Here is a 13,920-nt window from a genome sequence, read left to right as displayed (position 1 = left end):
CCGAACGTTCAGCGATACCGTTCAGGGGTATGAACTTGAGTCTGCTTCCTAAGCGTCCGCGTCTGCTCGGTTTGGGTGAGCCCACCCATGGCGAGAACGATCTGCTCGACCTGCGCAACGAGATCTTCCGGGAACTCGTCGAGCACGAGGGCTATCGCATCATCGCGATCGAGAGCGACTGCCTGATGGGCCTGGTGGTCGACGACTACGTCACCTCGGGGATCGGGGTGCTCGACGAGGTGATGGCGCGCGGGTTCAGCCACGAGTGGGGTGCCTTCGCCGGGAACCGGGACCTGGTGCGCTGGATGCGCGAGCACAACGACGGCCGGCCGGCGGCGGAGCAGGTGCGGTTCGCCGGCTTCGACGGGCCGCTGGAGATCACCGGCGCGGCGAGCCCGCGGCAGGCGCTCACCGCCCTGCACGGCTATCTGCCGTTCTCGTGCACGCTGGAGACACTTGATCGTCTGCTCGGCGCCGACGAGCGGTGGCTCAACCCCGCAGCGATGATGGATCCGGCTCAGTCGGTGGGGCAGACGGCCGAGGCCACCGAGTTGCGGGTGCTCGCCGACGAAATGCTGTCCCTGGTCGAGGCGCAGACGCCGCAGCTGATGGCGGAGGGGCGGTGGCATCGGGCGACCCTGTACGGGCGGACCGCCATCGGGCTGCTGCGCTACCACTACGGCATGGCCGACACGTCACCGAGCCGGATCGCGAAGCTGCTCGGCGTACGCGACTCGATGATGGCGGCGAATCTCCTGGCCCTCGCCGCGCAGGGTCCGACCCTGGTGTACGCCCACAACAGCCACCTGCAACGCCCGATGAGCTCGATGCGGATGGGCGGCGATCCGGTGCGCTGGTGGAGCGCCGGTGCGATCGTCGAGGCGCAGCTGGCCGACGACTACGCCTTCATCACCACCGCCCTGGGAACGATCCACCACAGGGGAGTGGGCGTCCCACCCGAGGGCACGATCGAGGCCCTTCTGTACGCCCGCCCGGAGGACCACTGCCTCGTGGACCCGAAGTCCTTGGCCGGGAGCGACTTCACGGCCCGGGTGTCCCCGTGGTTCGGTTACGCGGCGCTGGACCCGGCCCAGCTGAACGCGGTCGACGGCATTCTCTTCCTCAAGGACGCGCGCGAACGCTAGCCGGGGTGCGCCACCAGCGGCGTGAGGCGAGCGCGGCCAGCCCGGCGCCGGCGGTGTTGAGCAGCACGTCGTCCACCGACGACACCCGGTCCAGCCGCAGGGCGTACTGCGCGACCTCGACCAGTACCGAACACCCCGCCGCGAGGGCGAGCACCCGCGGCACCGACGCCAGCGCCGCGAACCGCATCGGCCCGAAGAACCCCAGCGCCGCGAAGACCAGCAGATTCCCGACCACCTGCACCGTCACGGTCAGCGGATCGGCGCCGAGGACCGTGACCAGATCCCGCAGCGGCACCAGACTCACCCGACCGGAGACGACACCGGCCTGATCACCCGGCAGCATGATCATCCACACCCACGGCACGGTCCCGTAGACGATGCCGACCTCGGCCACCGACGTCCGCCACGCGTGTGGATCGCCGGCGGCAGTCCGGCGACGAGCCAGAACCCACACCGTCAGTACGGCCAGCGGCAGAGCGATCATCGTGAGGAGCACGACGCCGTTGAACGTCCCGAACCAGCCGTGCCACCCATTGATCACGCCGCAATCTAACCGTTCCCGTGCGAGCCCGGCGGCGGCCCCGTCACGGCCGGTCGAAGGCATCCATGAGGGTGTTGATTCGCAGGCGCAGATCTGCTGATCGCGCGTTGGCGACGAGGACGAAGACCAGGGCGCTGTCCCTGTCCAGAGTCATGCGGATGTCGAGTGATTCGAAGACTCCCGCCATGGCGTATGCGTGCTCGTCGCCACCAGCTTCCACCGCCTTTGTCACCGCGTCCCATCCTTCGTCGACCGGCTCATGGTGCGTGTAACCGGCCAGCAGTGCGAGGAACGTTCCCAGGTGGTGGAGCTGGACCCGGCCGTCGATCTCATCCCACACGGGTTCGGGCTGAGGCTCTTCGTCGCCGGTCGGATCCAGACCGCCGCTGACGGCGTGCTTGTCGCTGAGGAGTAGATGTACCTGTGCCCAGAGGTCGAGATCCCGGCTGACGCGCCGTGGATCGTACGCAGCGGTAGGCAGCTGAGGAACACGCTTGCGGCCTGTCTCGTCGAGCCGGTACGGAACGTCGAATGCGGTTCGCCACTCCTCGACTGCCACCGCGAAGCGTTCTTCCGCCGCCGGGCCGGTGACGTCGAGGTACCGCCCGATGTCTTCCCAGGAGCTGCCACGTTCGCGCTCGTAGATCACCGCACTGATGAGGATTCGCTCCGAAAGTGTGATCAGCGACGTGGCCTCACTGACCCGGCTGCCGGCTCCGTTGTACGCGTCGTAGCGGGTGACAGTGAGGCTTCCAGCGGTCTCGGAGAGTCCGCGGGCACGGTGGGCGAGCACGAGGCGGGCGAGTGCCGCGCGCGAGTACTCATGCCGATCGTCGTCGTAGGGGGTCGAAGTGCTCACGAAAGCTATTGTCGCGGCCATGGCGCGCAGTGCAGCAAGAGGTGGCGGGATCCTTCTCTCGGCTCTACTCGTGCCGGTGGTGGTGTGCGGCTTCCCGTCCGTAGCCGGCCTGCTCTACACCGCCGCGGTGAACCCCCAGCTGGGCACATTCATCCACTACCTGCTGCCCGCACTGCTGGGCTGGCCCACCGCCTGGATCCTGTGGCGGGCCGCCCGCCAAGCCGCCACCCCACGAGCCGCCTGGTTGCTGGTCGGTGCCGCGGCCCTGCTGCTGATCGCGGTCACCTACGAACCGGTCCGGGTCTGCTTCCAGCTGCTCCAGGAGGAATGGATGGAGACCCAGCCCGGCGGCCGCGGGTACCAGCCGAACCCCTGAGAAACGTCAGCGACTCTCGGCGAGCTTCACCAGGCCGGCCAGGTCGGTCGCCAGCGAATTCTGTACGTCGTCGCCCATGCGCCGCGCCCATAACCGTGCCCGGCGGCCCCGGAGATAGGCGTGGACTTCCAGTTTGCTGCCCGAACCCGCCGGCCGCGCCTCATGGTGAACAGTGAGCTGGGCACCGCGCAGGAACGTCGTGTCCGCGTACACAATGCCGGGTTTCAATGCGGTGACCATGAATGCGGCCTGGCGGCCGCCGTTCGGTTTTGAGACGCCGCGGGCGCCGACCGCGAGGGGTTCGTCCAGTCGCAGGAATTCCATGCTGGCGCTCCACTCGGGATGTGTCGCGAGGTCGCACCAGCGGGCGTGGAAAAACGCGGGTTCGATGTGCGATTCGGCGGAAACCCGGGCGACCTCGATCATGGGGGTGAAGCTACACGTCGGTGGAGCGGGTCAGGTCCTGCCACTGGTCGAGCTCGGCGCCGACCGCGGCGAGTTTGGTACGGATGTCGCTCAGCGTCGACGTGCCCAGCGGAATGCGGGCGGGCATCTCGGCGAGATCGGCAACGGTCAGGATCGCCGCCGCGGCCTTGACCGGGTCACCTTCCTGGAGCTGGTGGTTGTCGGCGGCCCAGGCACGCGACGCCCCGCCGGTCTCGGCATAGGCGTCGATGATGCGCTCGGCGTGCGCCAGCGACGACGAGCCGAGGAAGTCGGTACGCAGCGGGCCGGGCTGCACCGATGTCACCTGAATGCCGAGCGGCGCCAATTCCAGCCGCATCGCCTCGGTGAGCCCTTCGACGGCGAATTTCGTGGCGCTGTAGACACCCCAGCCGGCCCAGGCGACCACGCCGCCGGTTGAGCTGATGTTGAGGATGCGGCCGTGACCCGCGGCGCGCATCACCGGGACCACCGCGCGGACGACGGTGAGCAGGCCGAAGACGTTGATGTCGAAGACCGCCCTGGCCTCGGCGTCGCTGGTTTCCTCGACGGCGCCGACCAGGCCACGGCCGGCGTTGTTGACCAGGATGTCGATGCCGCCGAAACGTTCGACGGCTGCGGCGACCGCCTTCTCGGCCTGTGTTTCGTCGGTGACGTCCAGTGGGAGGACCAGCAGGTCCTCGGTTTCTTCCAGCGCGCGCGGGTCACGGGCTGTCGCCACCACCTTGTCGCCGCGTTCGAGTGCTGCGTTGACGATGTCGAGGCCGAGTCCCCGCGATGCTCCGGTGACGAACCAGACGGACATGTTTTCTCCCCTTGTTGCGGTGTCGTCTCCCATTAGGGCTCGCCCGAGAACCGAAACGAAGGGGTTGACTGGCCCTGCCAGTACCACCCAGATACTGAGGGCATGGAACTACGCGACTTCCTCACCTCGCGGCGGGCGGCGCTCTCCCCGTACGAGGTCGGTCTGCCGAATCCGGCGGCACCGCGCCGGGTCAAGGGGCTGCGCCGCGAAGAGGTGGCGATCCTCGCCGGGGTGAGCGTCGACTACTACGTGAAGCTGGAACAGGGCCGCGTCGGCAACGTCTCCGAGCAGGTGCTCGACGCGGTGGCGCGGGCACTACGCCTCGACGAGGTGGAGAGCCGCTATCTGAGGTCGCTGCTGCACCCGGCCCCGGCCGCGGCGACCGTCAAGGCCCGGCCCGCCCTGCTGTCGATGATCCACGCCATGGACGTGCCGGCCGTCATCCACGGGCCGTACCTGGAGATCCTCGGCGTCAACCATGCCGGAAAGGCCTTGCTCGACGATTACGACGCGATGCCGGCCGGTGACCGCAACACGGCCCGCTGGATGTTCCTGAACCCGCGCGCCCGCATCGTGTACCGCGACTGGGCGGAGATCGCCGCCGACGTGGTCGCCGTCCTGCGGGCGGCGCCGGTCAGCGAGGCGTTGTCGGGCATCGTCGGTGATCTGAGCACCCGATCCGACGAATTCGCGCGGATGTGGGCGGACTATCGGGTCTCCGAGCATCGGTACGGGGTGAAACGGTTCTTCCACGAGGCCGTTGGTGAGATGCGGCTGAACTGGCAGACGTTGCAGGTCGCCGACGGGCACGGGCAGAACATCGTGGTCTACAGCGCGGACACCGGTTCACCGTCGCAGGAGAAGCTGCGGCTGCTGACCAGCTGGGCAGCGCCTGCCTTACGCGGTACGCCGAGCCAGGTGGACGAATAGATCCGCGGTCAGCTCGACCGTCGGCGGCAGCACCTGCTCGATGCGGCGGTAGACCTCTTCCTGCTGGTCGACCGGCAGTCCCAGGTACGCCGAGACCGTGGAGAGATGACTGACGTAATCCCGCGCCGTCATCGTCAACCGGCGTTCGATCACGTGCTGCTGCACGTCGGTGAACAGCTCGGACGCCAGCAACTCGGTGCCGGGCCACTGCATCTCCGCCTCCGGTGGGGTGCCGTCCGGCGACGGGAACCCGGCGGACTCCAGGAACGGCGCCTGGGCCTGTTGCATGTCCTCGGCCACCGCCTCGTCGCTGAGATCCATCGGGCCGCCGAACGACGCGAACACCCCACCGGGCTTCAGCAGCGACGCGACCCGGGTCCAGCGGCCCTCGGCAGAGGTCCAGTGCAGGGCCGCCGCTGCGAAGACGAGGTCGAACGTCGAACCCGGATCGAGTTCCTCGAAAGAGGCCTGGATGGTGGTGACCGACGCGGGCACGTGGTTGCGCAGCTCGGCGAGCATGGCGTCGTCGGGTTCGGTCGCGGTGACCGTGACGCCGTGACCGGCGAACAGCCGGGTCGCCTTGCCGGTCCCGGCGCCGATCTCCAGCGCCGTCGCCAGCGGCCCGCTCGCATAATCGGCCACGAGCGAGAACAGCTCATCCGGATATCCCGGGCGGAACTTCTCGTACGCTTGCGCCACGGCACCGAAGCTCAACGCGCGAACTGACATGCCGCGCATCGTGGCACGACACCACGATCGCGCGCTCCGCAATTAGCGAACCGCGTACCGAATAATGTTGACCAATCCGCGAGCGCTGCGGCTCCGAACAACCTTCCGGACGGAAGGAGTGCCATGGCAGAGCACGGCCGGCGAGACCACCTGAGACCGGTGCCCGCGAGCCCGGAGAACCCCGAACCGGATGCCGGTTCGCTGCTCAAAGCTGTCGCGCGCGGCGACGAGAAGGCTTTCGGGCGGCTCTATGACCTGGTCACGCCGCGGGTCTACGGCCTGATCCGGCGGGTGCTGCGTGATCCGGCGCAGGCCGAGGAGGTCGCTCAGGAGGTCCTCGTGGAGGTGTGGCGGACGGCTGCCCGCTTCGATCCGGAGCGTGGCTCGCCGACGGCGTGGGTCTTCACGATCGCGCATCGCCGTGCCGTCGACCGGGTGCGTTCCGAGCAGGCCGCCGCGGACCGGACCGTGCGCGCCGGTGCCGCGTCGGTCGACACGCCCTACGACGAGGTCGCCGACGAGGTCGCGGTCCGGCTGGAACGCCAGCAGGTGCGCAGCTGCCTCGACGATCTGACCGAGTTGCAGCGCCAGGCGGTCACCCTGGCCTACTACCAGGGTCACACCTATCCGCAGGTTTCGCGGCTGCTGGACGTACCCCTGGCGACGGTGAAGACACGGATGCGCGACGGTCTGATCCGTCTGCGGGATTGCCTGGTGCCGGCATGAGCGTCGAGATCCACGCCCTGGTCGGGCCCTATGCCCTCGACGCGCTCGACGACGTGGAACGCGCCGCGTTCGAACGTCACCTGCGCGAATGCGAACCCTGCCGTCTCGAAGCCGACGACCTTCGCGAGACCGCGGCCCGGCTCGCCGACGGCGCCTGGTCGGTGCCGCCGCCCGGTCTGCGTGACAACGTCCTGGCCGCGATCGGCAACACCCGCCAGGTCTCGGCCCCTGCCACCCGCTCCGCCCGGCCGGTTCGCCGGATGTGGGTGGCGGCCGCGGCCGCCGTCGTGGTCGCCGCAGGTGCGGCGGGTGCGGGCGCGTGGACGATTCAAGACCAGAGGGTACGCACAGCGCAGGCGACCGCTGCTCAGGAAGCCCGTGTCCGAACCATCCTGACCGCGCCCGACGTCGTGCTGAGGGAGGAGACCCTCGACAGCGGCGGCCGGGTCACCGTGGCCAGCTCCCGGCTGCAGGACGCCGGGGTGATCATGCTGAGCGCCGACGGCGCGCCGGCAGCCGGACGGGTCTACCAGACCTGGACGATCCGGGCCGGGACACCGTCGTCCGCCGGTGCGCTCGGTGAAGGCCAGTCGGCGGCCGTGCAGGTCATCGACGGGTTGCCCGAGGCCAACCAGGTCGGGGTCACCGTGGAGGCGGCACCCGGCGCGACCACGCCGTCCGCACCGTTGGACGCGCTCGTGGAACTTACTTGAGATAACCACCCATCCGGCGGCACGCCGGCTCCGAATCCCGGTCAGTCGATGGCTCGGGAGGAGCTATGACCGGCGTGGACATGGTGGACGAGCGGTACCGGCTGCTCGAATTGATCGGCTCAGGAGGCATGAGCCGGGTGTGGCGTGCCCACGATGAGCTGCTGCAACGCACGGTCGCCGTCAAGGAGATCACCGTGCCGGCCGGCACGATCCGGGAGGCTCGGGCCGCGGCGCGGCTCGACCATCCCGGCGTCGTGAAGGTCTTCGACGTGATCCAGCGCGGCGAGCAGTCGTGGATCGTCATGGAGTTCATCGACGGCCGGTCGTTGCAGCAGGCCGCACCGCTGCCGATCCGGGAAGTGGCCCGGATCGGTCTGCAGGTGATGGCCGCGCTGCGGGCCGCGCACAGCGCCGGGGTGCTGCACCGCGACGTCAAACCGGACAACGTGCTGCTCGCCGACGACGGCCGGGTGGTGCTCGGCGACTTCGGGCTGGCGACGATCGGCCGCGAAGGCGGGCCGGATCCGCGGCTGGGCTCGCCGAACTTCATCGCCCCGGAACGGCTCTCGGACCAGGAGGTGGGTGTTCCGGCGGACCTGTGGTCGTTCGGCGCCACCCTGTACGCGGCGGTCGAGGGGCGTACGCCTTTCGCCCGTGGTGACACCGAGGCGCAGTTGTGGGCGGTGTTGTCGGCGCCGCCGCATCCGCCGAGGCTGGCGGGGGAGTTGTCCGGGCTGCTGCTGGAGCTGCTGGACAAGGACCCGGGTCGTAGGCCCGCGGCGGTGGAGGTCGAGCAGCGTCTGCGGGCCGTGGTCAGCAGCGGGTCGTACCGGGGTCGTGCCCAGGTGTCGGCCCCTTCGGTGGAGATCCCGCAGCGGCGCAGGCCGCGCCTCTCGATGATCATCACGGGGGTGCTGCTCGCTCTGGCGATCGGCGGGGCGGCTGCCGCGAGCGCGGTGAACCGTGCCGACCCGCCGGCGACTGTTGGTGACAGTCCTCCGGCGACCCGGCTGTCCGCCGTACCCATGCCTTCTCCGCCCGGGCTCTGCGGCCCCGACCCGGAGAAGGTCACCGCCGCCACCGCGCGGATCCCGGCCGGGCTTCCCGACGGCTGGATCTGGTTCCGCGACCCGGCCGGTTTCGCCCTGGCGCTGCCCGCCGGCTGGACGCGGGTCGCCGCCGGCAACAACGTCTGTTTCACCGACCCGGAAGGCCGGCGCGCCTTCACCGTGAACGTCGCCGCCGTCGTCACCCGCGAACCGCTCGCCTACTGGCAGAGCCGGGAGAAGGCCGAGGCGCTGCCCGGATACACCCGGATCAGCATGGGTGTCCTGCTGCTCAAGCGCGGCGGCGCCGACTGGGAGTACACCTGGCGGCCCGACTCGGACACCGTCCGCCACGAACGCCGCGTCCTCGTCGCCGTCACCGGCGACACGTCATACCTGCTGCGCTGGACCGTCACCGACAAGGACTGGCCCACTTCGGTACGCCTTCAACGGCGGCTGGTCGACCTGTTCTCGTCTTCGTTCTAAAGGAGTTCGTCATGAGAAGACTGCTGCTCGCTGTCCCGATGTTGCTGGTGCTGGCGATCCCGGCGCCCGCGATGGCCAGCGAATCCGTGCACGTCACACTGCTCGAACTCAACAAGTCGGGCGCGACCGGCACCGCCACGCTGACCGCCCTCGACAACGGCGACCTGAAGATCAGCATCCGCTCCCGTGGCCTGGTCCCGGACTCGCCGCACGCCCAGCACCTGCACGGCTCCGCCGACGGCATGGACTTCCACTGTCCCGCCATGTCCGCTGACACCGACGGCGACGGCTACGTCAGCACCGAGGAGGGCGTACCGGACTACGGCGACATCTTCGTCTCCCTCACCACCAAGGGCGACGTATCCCGAGCCAGCGGCCTGGCCGTGGACCGGATGCCGGTAGCCGATTCACGGGGTGTCCTGTCCTACGACCGCACCATCGCCAGCGCCGACCTGCCCGCGGGCACCGTCGCGCACCTCAAGGACCTGCACATCGTCCAGCACGGCATCGACACCAACGGCGACGATGCGTACGACATGAAGGCCTTGGGCGAGTCGACGCTGGCGAAGGCAGCGGGGTTGAACGGTATCCCGCAGGAGGCGACGAACCCGGCTCTGTGCGGCATGGTCTCGGGCGCGGCGGCGGGCTCCATCCCGGTAGGCGGCGTGGCGACCGGCGACGGCAGCACTCTGGACCGGGGCGTGGCGGGCTGGGTCGGGTACGCGGGGTTGGCGCTGCTGGTGGCGTTGGGCGCGCTGCTCGTGAGCCGTAGGAGTGCTTTCGTCCTGCCGAGGACTGAGCGATGATCCGTCGCCGAGGACCCTCGGTGATGCACCGGATGCGCCGCCGCTCCACGATGATCGCCGCGATGATGCTCGCGGCGGTCACCGGGCTGGCGGCCTTCGCGCTGGCCCGCCCCGATGAAGCACCCGCTCGTCCTTCGCTGAGTGCCGCCGTTCCGTCGGCGGTGACCGCCGTGCCAACCCCTCCGGCGGGCGACCCCGTGGCTCTCACCAGTGGCGAGCTACTGCCCACATCGGAGCCGACCCGTCTGGAGATCCCCCGCCTACGCGTCGACGTGCCGGTGATCGGACTGGGCCTGCAGACCGACGGAACCATGCAGGTCCCGGACGACGCCGAAACCGTCGGCTGGTACACGCGAGCACCCACACCCGGCTCCCTGGGCCCGGCCGTACTCGCCGGCCACGTCGACTACCAGGGTGCGAAAGGCACCTTCGCGGGGCTCACGCGACTGCAAGACGGCGACGAAGTACGGGTGACCCGAGCCGACGGGCTGACGGCCGTTTTCACGGTCACCGCGACGACCCGCTACCCGAAGAACAAGTTCCCGTCCGAAGCCGTCTACGGCCCGATCGACCACGCCGGCCTGCGCCTGATCACCTGCGGCGGCGATTTCGATTCCCGCACCGGCCACTACGAAGACAACATCGTCGTCTTCGCCGCCCTGAACACAGCGACCCGCCAACCCTCCTCGTAGCGTTCTAATCCTGCGCCTCGGCTCGACGCCAGAACTGCCGCGGCGCGTATCCCTCCCTGCGCAGCCAGTGTTCGGTGTAGACGATGCGATCGGCCGGAACGACACCGATAGGCCCGAGGGGAGGATCACTGAGGTCGCGGGACCGTTCCACATGATCCGACTGCCACCGGACAACCGACCAGTAGTCCTCGAAGCCGGCGTCACCCGGCTCCAGAATCCGAGCGGTACCGAACAACTGCGCACCGCGGCTGCTCGCCTGTCCGACCAGAGGCGCGAACACACCGACGGACACACGCGGGTCCTCGCGGAGGTTACGCATCTTCGGCGACGTACCCATGGCCGTGAAGATGATGGTGAAGTCGAGGTGGAAGTAACGCACCGGCGTAGCGAGCGGGCCATCAGCCCCCACCGTGGCCAGCACACACATGTTCTGCGAGGACAGCAGATTGAGTATCCGCCCCTCCAGTTGATCGCGTTCCAACCGCTTCGTCGGGCTAGGACCGGCCAACCACGGGTTCGTCACCACCATGATCACAGCCTCCCAGGAGGTCCTGCCGGCTCTGCCAGCAGGCTGTTTCCGTGGACGAGCCGTTGCACGAGCCGGTGAATCCGCGCAGGTCCCGGCAAGAGTGCACCGCTGCAAAACCCTCGCGACGTTATCGGCGCGTGGGACGACGTGGCCCGCAAACCGGCGGTGCATCCACCGGGGCAATTCCTGTCGTGCCGACGTCACTTGCAGTATGGAATGCGTAACCACGGATCTGCGAGCGGTGCAGTGGAGTCCGGCCGCTCAAGGCGCACCGCAACCGGTTCACTAACTCGCGGTCGATCGACCCGTGCAGGCGAGCCTCGTGGCCCAACGACTGCAAGGCGTTTGCCCGGGTCTGAGCGCTGCGCGATGTCAGCGCTTGCTTGATCCGCGGAAGCGCGACTCCGGCTTCTTGACAATTGAGCACAAGAGCGAGCAGAGCGATACCCGCTTATTCGTCATTTCGGGCGATGGCCTCGTCGACTGCCTCCGGCCGTTCGACCACGCTGGTCCAGCTTCCGTGAACCACGGTTGATCGATCGTCACGTCCGCGATCATGGCATGCCGCCGAAGGCATTTGATGTCTCGACAAGCGCCTCGGGCCGATGGCAGGCGGACATCCTTAAGTAGTGTTACCAGCGTGGGCATCTATCTCGTCAATATCCGCGCATCGGACTGGGCGCAGGACGAGCGCGCACTCCTTCTCAACGAGGCGCTCGCTGCGCGGGGCCTGCCGCCTTACCCTGGTCCCAAGGCGATGGCAACGGCCGAAAACTTCGAGGAGAAGCTTGTGCCGCGCATGAATGATTTCTGGGACTTGTGCGCTAGGTACAGCAACACAGAGGCCCTCGGCGCCATGCTCATCGTACCGGCGGACTTCACTGGCCTGATCGAACTTCCAGTGAAAAGCAATCTCGCCGACGTGACTTCAGTGGCCAGTGCGTGGCGCATGCGGGAGGCGATCGCTCCGATGGCGGCGGAGGTCAAGCTGCCTCTCGACCTGCCCAGCGGCCCAATGGCGCTGACCGAAGCATTCACGGATCGGTTGATCTTCTACGTTGCGCTGTTCAAGCAGGCGGCTGAATATTCGCTGAGGCATAACTGTCCGCTTGAATACGTCTAGCAACTTGCCCCATCACAGTCGACCACCTGCCGTGCCGGCGGCGGCCAGTCGACCAGAACGCGGACAGCGGCTAGATGAGTGAACCGAGTGTTGTCGGCTGCGCGGTCCATTTGCGTTGAGTGTGGCCTCGGTCTGCCGATGGTCAGCGACGTGCGGACGAGTGGAACTCACCGGGTGCTGCGGCGAGGGGTGTTGGTGTTCGGTGCCGTGCTGTTGGTGTTCGGGACGGTCAGTGCGTCTGTCTTGTCCTCGCGAGGGCCGGAAAGCGGGGCGGTTCAGGGCAACGTCCCGGCTGGAGCCGGCGGTCTGGACAGCGACGACAGTTCCATGGCCGGCATTACGGCGACGACTTGTGCCGAACTTGTTGATCAATTACTCGAACGCGATGGCATCGTTGAGTTGATGAGCTGCGAGGACGAGGGCGCCGATTCGTATCCGCCGACAACTCTCTCACCAGAGGAATGGTCGGAACGGATGGCAAACTACTGGGAACCGGTGGAGTTGGGATCGCGTCTCACCGACGGGCGCAAAGCCTGCGAGCCCGGCGCACAGCGGGTTGTCGTCTATACGACGACGCCGTCGCTGTCAGCGGAGTACCTCAACGATTTCGGATTCGGTTTCAAGTTTGAGTACCGGCCGCTCGGCGCTTCCCAGAGCACCATCGTCGTCTCGACTTCGCCGCTCCTGACCGCCGAAGTCGCAGCTGGTAAGACCTACCAGTGGCGCGTCCGCGCTGTGCAGCAGACGGGCTGGTCGACCTGGTGCGAGTTCACGGTCAGAGGCTGATCATGTCGCCCAGTCAACCATCGGCACGTTGCACCCTGCCAGGGTCGCGCCACTTGGCTAACCACAGTTCGAGCCAGCCTGGATTCTTCCACCAGGTCAACGGCGTGGGCCAGACACCGAGTGGTGTGACAGCCGGTCTGATGGCCGCGCTCCTTGCCGAGTAGCCGCCGCCACCGGCGTGCGCCGGACAATTCTGACTACGGTGTCGAGGTCTGCATCCGGACAGACATGAGGCACCCGGATCGCGGTAAATGAGTGCGTATCACGAGCGCAGCAGCGTGTCCTCGATGGAGACCGCGGGAGAAACTTGGATTCGGGCGCGCCCAGACCAGCCGTTGGAGCCAGACTCGATGATGAGTTCCGCGCCGAGCCCAGTCTTGGCCACCGTCAGCAGAGTGGCCATCTCGCGGAACAGGTCGAACACGATCCTGCCGTCTCGGTGGTGGCATACCCGAACGCTGTCCTCGGTGACATCCCAAGTGATCTGAACTTGTTCCGCGTCCGTGACAGGGATCCGCAACTCGCGTACGTACTCGTCACCCGATATGTCTTCAGCCTTGGGCGAGACACCGAGGCAATCCAGCCAAGCCTCGTCGCTGGCTATTTCGAGTTTCGGCACCCTCGCATCCTATGGGCGTTGCTGGCGAGCGCGCGCTCCGGTCCTCGCGGGCGAGCACTCACGGCACCGGGCTGACCAGCTCGCGGCTCGCGGCTCGCGGCACGAAAATGCGGCAGATCAACGTCCGAGCGGCCGATCCGTGCTCAGCCCCGAAGTACGAAACTAGGCGGATGATCAGCGTAGTCGGCGGGTGGCCGATGGGCGACGGTGTCGACGATCTTGCGGTGTACGCGAAGGCCCAGGGCGCTGAGGGCTACGACGTAGTTGTTGGATCTGGCGTAGATCCATCGGTCCACGCATCACCCCCAAGCAATATGCACCCCGATCAGCCGAGGCTCGCCGACACCGTGCGTAGCTCCTCACTCTGCGGTTGCGCACGACCTGCAGCAAATCCAGATGTTCGCGGGTAGGAGTTTGAGTCCCGTGCGGTCGCGGCGGCTTCGAGAATCGCCGGTCTTGGCCGCTGGCCTGGACCGGGAGCCGGGCGGAACCGTTGTCCTCGGCGCCGCCGACTAGGGTCGCTGCTAGTTGATCGAAAGGGAATACCGTGTTCCTGTACCGCCTC

Annotated in this window: 17 protein-coding genes; 10 read left to right on the top strand and 7 right to left on the bottom strand. The window is 67.8% G+C overall.

The features are described from left to right. The first annotated feature begins 29 nt into the window (after positions 1–29). Positions 30–1,145 carry an erythromycin esterase family protein gene (locus B0I29_RS42350; RefSeq protein ID WP_111654833.1) on the top strand — a complete coding sequence of 372 codons (1,116 nt, stop codon included), beginning with the start codon at positions 30–32 and terminating at the stop codon, positions 1,143–1,145. Here B0I29_RS42350 and B0I29_RS42345 read toward each other — a convergent pair. Both B0I29_RS42345 and B0I29_RS42340 read right to left on the bottom strand, forming a co-directional pair. Next, complete coding sequence (locus B0I29_RS42345) at positions 1,123–1,686, bottom strand: VanZ family protein (protein WP_111654915.1); 564 nt, start codon at positions 1,684–1,686, stop codon at positions 1,123–1,125. The two genes, B0I29_RS42350 and B0I29_RS42345, sit on opposite strands and share 23 nt — an antisense overlap. Positions 1,687–1,729: 43 nt before the next feature. Next, positions 1,730–2,545: a hypothetical protein gene (locus tag B0I29_RS42340; protein WP_245973179.1), complete on the bottom strand. Its 816-nt coding sequence runs from the start codon at positions 2,543–2,545 to the stop codon at positions 1,730–1,732. A gap of 19 nt (positions 2,546–2,564) precedes the next feature. Here B0I29_RS42340 and B0I29_RS42335 point away from each other — a divergent pair, with 19 nt between their 5' ends. After that, a complete protein-coding gene (locus tag B0I29_RS42335) occupies positions 2,565–2,921 on the top strand; it encodes a hypothetical protein (RefSeq protein WP_146617077.1) in 357 nt (118 codons plus the stop codon). A gap of 6 nt (positions 2,922–2,927) precedes the next feature. Here B0I29_RS42335 and B0I29_RS42330 read toward each other — a convergent pair whose 3' ends face one another. Both B0I29_RS42330 and B0I29_RS42325 read right to left on the bottom strand, forming a co-directional pair. After that, complete coding sequence (locus B0I29_RS42330; protein WP_111654830.1) at positions 2,928–3,347, bottom strand: SRPBCC family protein; 420 nt, start codon at positions 3,345–3,347, stop codon at positions 2,928–2,930. Between the two features lie 10 nt (positions 3,348–3,357). Beyond that, on the bottom strand, positions 3,358–4,170 hold the full coding sequence (locus tag B0I29_RS42325) for an SDR family NAD(P)-dependent oxidoreductase (RefSeq protein ID WP_111654829.1): 813 nt from the start codon (positions 4,168–4,170) through the stop codon (positions 3,358–3,360). 102 nt (positions 4,171–4,272) lie between these two features. On the opposite strand from B0I29_RS42325, the gene B0I29_RS42320 reads away from it, so the two are divergent. Continuing rightward, the gene (locus B0I29_RS42320) at positions 4,273–5,100 is read left to right on the top strand and encodes a helix-turn-helix transcriptional regulator (protein ID WP_111654828.1); all 828 of its coding nucleotides are present in this window, start codon (positions 4,273–4,275) and stop codon (positions 5,098–5,100) included. On the opposite strand, the gene B0I29_RS42315 is transcribed toward B0I29_RS42320, so the two are convergent. Further along, on the bottom strand, positions 5,068–5,829 hold the full coding sequence (locus tag B0I29_RS42315) for a class I SAM-dependent methyltransferase (protein WP_111654827.1): 762 nt from the start codon (positions 5,827–5,829) through the stop codon (positions 5,068–5,070). The genes B0I29_RS42320 and B0I29_RS42315 overlap by 33 nt on opposite strands. 123 nt (positions 5,830–5,952) lie before the next feature. Here B0I29_RS42315 and sigK point away from each other — a divergent pair, with 123 nt between their 5' ends. From sigK to B0I29_RS42290, 5 genes are all read left to right on the top strand, one after another. After that, on the top strand, positions 5,953–6,555 hold the full coding sequence (gene sigK / locus B0I29_RS42310; RefSeq protein WP_111654826.1) for an ECF RNA polymerase sigma factor SigK: 603 nt from the start codon (positions 5,953–5,955) through the stop codon (positions 6,553–6,555). Continuing rightward, the gene (locus B0I29_RS42305) at positions 6,552–7,268 is read left to right on the top strand and encodes an anti-sigma factor (RefSeq protein WP_111654825.1); all 717 of its coding nucleotides are present in this window, start codon (positions 6,552–6,554) and stop codon (positions 7,266–7,268) included. Before sigK ends, B0I29_RS42305 begins: the two co-directional genes overlap by 4 nt. Positions 7,269–7,333: 65 nt before the next feature. Continuing rightward, positions 7,334–8,800 (top strand): serine/threonine-protein kinase, encoded by a 1,467-nt coding sequence (locus tag B0I29_RS42300; RefSeq protein ID WP_111654824.1) that lies wholly within the window; start codon positions 7,334–7,336, stop codon positions 8,798–8,800. Positions 8,801–8,811: 11 nt separating this feature from the next. Further along, positions 8,812–9,606, top strand: coding sequence for a hypothetical protein (locus B0I29_RS42295; RefSeq protein WP_111654823.1), 795 nt, complete (start codon positions 8,812–8,814; stop codon positions 9,604–9,606). Then, positions 9,603–10,298 carry a class F sortase gene (locus B0I29_RS42290; RefSeq protein ID WP_111654822.1) on the top strand — a complete coding sequence of 232 codons (696 nt, stop codon included), beginning with the start codon at positions 9,603–9,605 and terminating at the stop codon, positions 10,296–10,298. Before B0I29_RS42295 ends, B0I29_RS42290 begins: the two co-directional genes overlap by 4 nt. A gap of 4 nt (positions 10,299–10,302) precedes the next feature. Here the strand turns inward: B0I29_RS42290 and B0I29_RS42285 are convergent, their stop codons facing one another. Further along, positions 10,303–10,827 carry a pyridoxamine 5'-phosphate oxidase family protein gene (locus B0I29_RS42285; RefSeq protein ID WP_111654914.1) on the bottom strand — a complete coding sequence of 175 codons (525 nt, stop codon included), beginning with the start codon at positions 10,825–10,827 and terminating at the stop codon, positions 10,303–10,305. 640 nt (positions 10,828–11,467) lie between these two features. Here B0I29_RS42285 and B0I29_RS42280 point away from each other — a divergent pair. Further along, positions 11,468–11,950, top strand: coding sequence for a hypothetical protein (locus tag B0I29_RS42280; protein ID WP_111654821.1), 483 nt, complete (start codon positions 11,468–11,470; stop codon positions 11,948–11,950). Positions 11,951–12,088: 138 nt separating this feature from the next. Then, the gene (locus tag B0I29_RS45470; protein ID WP_146617076.1) at positions 12,089–12,736 is read left to right on the top strand and encodes a hypothetical protein; all 648 of its coding nucleotides are present in this window, start codon (positions 12,089–12,091) and stop codon (positions 12,734–12,736) included. A 262-nt stretch (positions 12,737–12,998) separates the two neighbouring features. Here the strand turns inward: B0I29_RS45470 and B0I29_RS42270 are convergent, their stop codons facing one another. Next, positions 12,999–13,355, bottom strand: a complete 357-nt coding sequence (locus tag B0I29_RS42270; RefSeq protein ID WP_111654819.1) for a hypothetical protein — start codon at positions 13,353–13,355, stop codon at positions 12,999–13,001. Positions 13,356–13,920: the final 565 nt, after the last annotated feature.

Source organism: Actinoplanes lutulentus, from assembly GCF_003259845.1.
In the GTDB taxonomy this organism is placed as follows: Bacteria; Actinomycetota; Actinomycetes; order Mycobacteriales; family Micromonosporaceae; genus Actinoplanes; species Actinoplanes lutulentus.
The sequence above is the reverse complement of the archived record's forward strand: the minus strand, read 5'-3'. Positions and strand labels throughout refer to the sequence as shown.

What these genes read in the sequence shown, in the direction of transcription:
- sigK (WP_111654826.1), top strand. Translation starts at nt 5,953, where the DNA reads ATGGCAGAGCACGGCCGGCGAGACCACCTGAGACCGGTGCCCGCGAGC.
- B0I29_RS42330 (WP_111654830.1), bottom strand. Translation starts at nt 3,347, where the DNA reads ATGATCGAGGTCGCCCGGGTTTCCGCCGAATCGCACATCGAACCCGCG.
- B0I29_RS42335 (WP_146617077.1), top strand. Translation starts at nt 2,565, where the DNA reads ATGGCGCGCAGTGCAGCAAGAGGTGGCGGGATCCTTCTCTCGGCTCTA.
- B0I29_RS42315 (WP_111654827.1), bottom strand. Translation starts at nt 5,829, where the DNA reads ATGTCAGTTCGCGCGTTGAGCTTCGGTGCCGTGGCGCAAGCGTACGAG.
- B0I29_RS42300 (WP_111654824.1), top strand. Translation starts at nt 7,334, where the DNA reads ATGACCGGCGTGGACATGGTGGACGAGCGGTACCGGCTGCTCGAATTG.
- B0I29_RS42305 (WP_111654825.1), top strand. Translation starts at nt 6,552, where the DNA reads ATGAGCGTCGAGATCCACGCCCTGGTCGGGCCCTATGCCCTCGACGCG.
- B0I29_RS42285 (WP_111654914.1), bottom strand. Translation starts at nt 10,827, where the DNA reads ATGGTGGTGACGAACCCGTGGTTGGCCGGTCCTAGCCCGACGAAGCGG.
- B0I29_RS42350 (WP_111654833.1), top strand. Translation starts at nt 30, where the DNA reads ATGAACTTGAGTCTGCTTCCTAAGCGTCCGCGTCTGCTCGGTTTGGGT.
- B0I29_RS45470 (WP_146617076.1), top strand. Translation starts at nt 12,089, where the DNA reads ATGGTCAGCGACGTGCGGACGAGTGGAACTCACCGGGTGCTGCGGCGA.
- B0I29_RS42320 (WP_111654828.1), top strand. Translation starts at nt 4,273, where the DNA reads ATGGAACTACGCGACTTCCTCACCTCGCGGCGGGCGGCGCTCTCCCCG.
- B0I29_RS42290 (WP_111654822.1), top strand. Translation starts at nt 9,603, where the DNA reads ATGATCCGTCGCCGAGGACCCTCGGTGATGCACCGGATGCGCCGCCGC.
- B0I29_RS42295 (WP_111654823.1), top strand. Translation starts at nt 8,812, where the DNA reads ATGAGAAGACTGCTGCTCGCTGTCCCGATGTTGCTGGTGCTGGCGATC.
- B0I29_RS42325 (WP_111654829.1), bottom strand. Translation starts at nt 4,170, where the DNA reads ATGTCCGTCTGGTTCGTCACCGGAGCATCGCGGGGACTCGGCCTCGAC.